Annotated in this window: 2 protein-coding genes; one reads left to right on the top strand and one right to left on the bottom strand. The window is 36.2% G+C overall.

Annotated features, from left to right (window positions below; translation table 11 throughout):
* The first annotated feature begins 81 nt into the window (after window positions 1–81).
* On the top strand, window positions 82–1,530 hold the full coding sequence (locus CK510_RS28280; protein ID WP_095724810.1) for a cellulase family glycosylhydrolase: 1,449 nt from the start codon (window positions 82–84) through the stop codon (window positions 1,528–1,530).
* Window positions 1,531–1,602: 72 nt separating this feature from the next.
* On the opposite strand, the gene CK510_RS28275 is transcribed toward CK510_RS28280, so the two are convergent.
* Window positions 1,603–3,320: FG-GAP repeat domain-containing protein (locus CK510_RS28275; protein ID WP_211293335.1), on the bottom strand; the 1,718-nt coding region annotated here is incomplete at its 5' end.

Below are 3,320 nucleotides of genomic sequence, written 5' to 3'. Positions count from 1 at the left end.
AAATGATGCTGTTTTATATCACAACAAATCATATTATTCCTATTACTCCACAACATAGTAATTAGAGCCAAAAAAACTACTATGACAATTAAAACCCCACTCTCAACAAAAGGGTCACAAATCGTTGATGCAAATGGCAATATTGTATTGCTGCGAGGAGTCAATTGGTTTGGAATGGAAACGGAAGTACATGTACCACATGGACTTTGGAAAAGAGATTATAAAGATATGCTTACCCAAATTAAACAATTGGGTTACAACTTCATTCGTTTACCCTACTCGCTAAATGCGTTACGTTCTTCCAATATTAGTGGTGTTGATTTTAGCATTGGTAGCAATCGCGATTTACAAGGGAAAACACCGTTAGAGGTGATGGACATTATTATTCTAGAAGCGGCAAAAAATGAATTATTAATAATGTTAGATAGTCATCGTCTTAATGATGTGAAAATTCCGGAATTGTGGTATGGCGATGGCTTTACAGAAGCTGATTGGATTGATACTTGGAAGTTGTTAGCAGAACGTTATAAAAATCAAAATAACGTTGTCGCAGCCGATTTAAAAAATGAACCTCATGGTAGTGCAAGTTGGGGAACTGGTGATTTAAGAAATGATTGGCGATTAGCCGCAGAACGTTGTGGAAATACTATTTTAGCGATTAATCCTAATTGGTTAATTGTAGTTGAAGGTGTGGAAAAAAATGTTCCTAACCAACAGTTATCAGGGCATTGGTGGGGAGGAAATTTGGAAGGTGTGAGAAACTTTCCAGTAGGTTTAAATGTTGCTAATAAACTTGTTTATTCTCCTCATGAATATGGTCAAGGAGTTTTTGACCAAACTTGGTTTAATGACTCAACTTTTCCCCAAAATCTTTACGATCGCTGGGATAAAGGCTTTTTCTATATTGCTGCTAATGGCATTGCACCAGTTTTAATTGGTGAATTTGGTGGTAGGAAAATAGATAGTAGTTCTAAAGAAGGAATTTGGCAGCGTCAATTTATCGATTTTATTAAGCAGAAAAATTTATCATTCAATTATTGGAGTTGGAACCCAAATAGTAGTGATACTGGTGGTATTTTGTTGGATGATTGGGTGAATATTGACATCCCTAAGCAACAACTTTTAAGTACTTTATTAACGGAAACAATAACTCCACCAACTCCTATTCCATCTCCAACCCCAACCCCAACTCCATCTCCTACACCAATTCCAACTCCTATACCTCAAGCACAACTTGCTGTAGAAATTGTAGTTCAAGCTGAATGGAATAATGGTTTTTGTATTAATTTCCGTATTACTAATAATGGAACTGTTGCAAGTAAAAATTGGCAGCTAAGTTTTGCGATTAATCAAGCACAAGTATCACAAACTTGGAATGGAAGTTATTCGCTTAAAAATGGAATATACAATGTTATTCCTGTAAATTGGGCAAAGGTAATTCAACCAGGTAAAACTGTAGAGGTTGGTTATTGTGCATCTAAATTAGGGGCAAATTATAAACCTAGTAATGCGATCGCAACTTTGATTTAAATTAGGAATTATATAATTACAAGAGAGACGCGATGTATCGCGTCTCTACATTATGATATTAACCTAATTAAATTAACCGACAATTTCCCATTTAATATCCCCAACTTTGGTAAATTCAAAACCTTTATCAAGGGTAGTATCATCCATTTGCCAAATCGCATTTGTACCATTGCGATAATTTCGCCAAACAATATCAACTTTGCCATCATTAGTAAAGTCAGATACTTGCTCAATTTTCCAGTTAATATCATCGACTTTGGGAATAAAGACTCCTTTATCGAGTTTCTCACCATTCATCAACCAAATTGAATTTTCTCCACTACTATAATTTCGCCATAAAATATCGACTTTGCCATCACGATTAAAGTCATTCACAGCTTCAACTTCCCATTTCATCTCATCGACTTTATCTATAAATACCCCCTCATCTAAAGTCTTTCCATTCATTAACCAAATAGCATTTTCCCCAGTGCGGTAATTTCGCCATAAAATATCGACTTTGCCATTACCATTAAAGTCACCTAACTCCTCAATTTTCCAGTTAGTATCATCAACCTTGGTAATAAATTCTGCTTTCTTAATCGCAGTATCATCCATGAACCAAATAGTATTTTCCCCAGTTTGATAATTTCTCCACAAAATATCGACTTTGCCGTCATTATCGAAATCAGCAACACCACTAATTTTCCAGCTTATATCATCGACTTTGGTAATAAATATACCTTTCTCTAAAGTTGTACCATTCATTAACCAAATGGCATTTTCACCAGTGCGGTAATTTCGCCATAATAAATCAACATTGCGATCGCTATTAAAATCAGCTATTTGTTCAATTTTCCAGTCAATATCATCGACTTTGGTAATAAATACACCTTTATCAAGTTCAGTACCCTTCATTAACCAAATGGCGTTATCACCTGTTTGATAGTTTCTCCAAACTAAATCGGGATTTCCATCACCGTTAAAGTCGGTATCATTTGCACGTTCGTAGTTGATAATTGTGCCTATACCCCTGGTTTCTGGGGAAATTGTGGCATTAATTGCATTGCTGAAATTGATAAAGAAGGTTTCGTTTGTCTCAAAGTCATTATCCCCACTGATTTGTACTGTGATGGTTTGACTTGTTTGGTTGGGTGCAAATGTCAAAATGCTAGTTTCGAGCGGTGTATAGTCGATAGTTGTGGCTGTTCCGTCGCTAGTTGAGTAGCTAACCTTGACTTCTTCATCGCTGGGATTGGATAAATCGACTGTGAATACAAATGGTGTTTTTGTACCTGCATTTCCTTCCCGTTTCGTCACATTTTTAATGCTGACTGTTGGTATTTTATCGTCGTTGGTGATAATTCCCGTTGCTGTGGAGATTCCTAAAACAGCTTGAGTGGGATTGGTTAAATTGACTTTGAATGCTTGATCGACTTCGTATTTGCGATCGCCATTTACCAACACTTTAATAATTTTACTGGTTTCTCCGGGGGCAAAGGAAATCACACCTGTTTTTTCTACGTAATCATCGTCGGCAATTGTAGCTGAATTATCTGCTGTGCTGTAGTTAACGGTGACTGTTTCGCTGCTAATACTCGATAAGCTAACTGTAAAATTATACTCTGTTGGAGTTGTGTCACCTTCATTAATTGAGTTAACCGCAGGGGCAATATTAACTAATAATGGGTTGATGGTAATAGTGAATGTTTCTTCAGAGGAAGTATCAATACCAGTATTAGCAGTACCACCATTATCTTTGACTTTGACAGCAATTGTGGCAGTGGTTGTTTTTTCTAAGATATTAATCG

The organism is Brunnivagina elsteri CCALA 953 (assembly GCF_002289455.1).
Classification (GTDB): Bacteria; Cyanobacteriota; Cyanobacteriia; order Cyanobacteriales; family Nostocaceae; genus Brunnivagina; species Brunnivagina elsteri.
The sequence above is the reverse complement of the archived record's forward strand: the minus strand, read 5'-3'. Positions and strand labels throughout refer to the sequence as shown.

Bases quoted from the DNA above. Each gene is read 5' to 3' on its own strand.
- CK510_RS28280 (WP_095724810.1), top strand. From the start codon at position 82: ATGACAATTAAAACCCCACTCTCAACAAAAGGGTCACAAATCGTTGAT.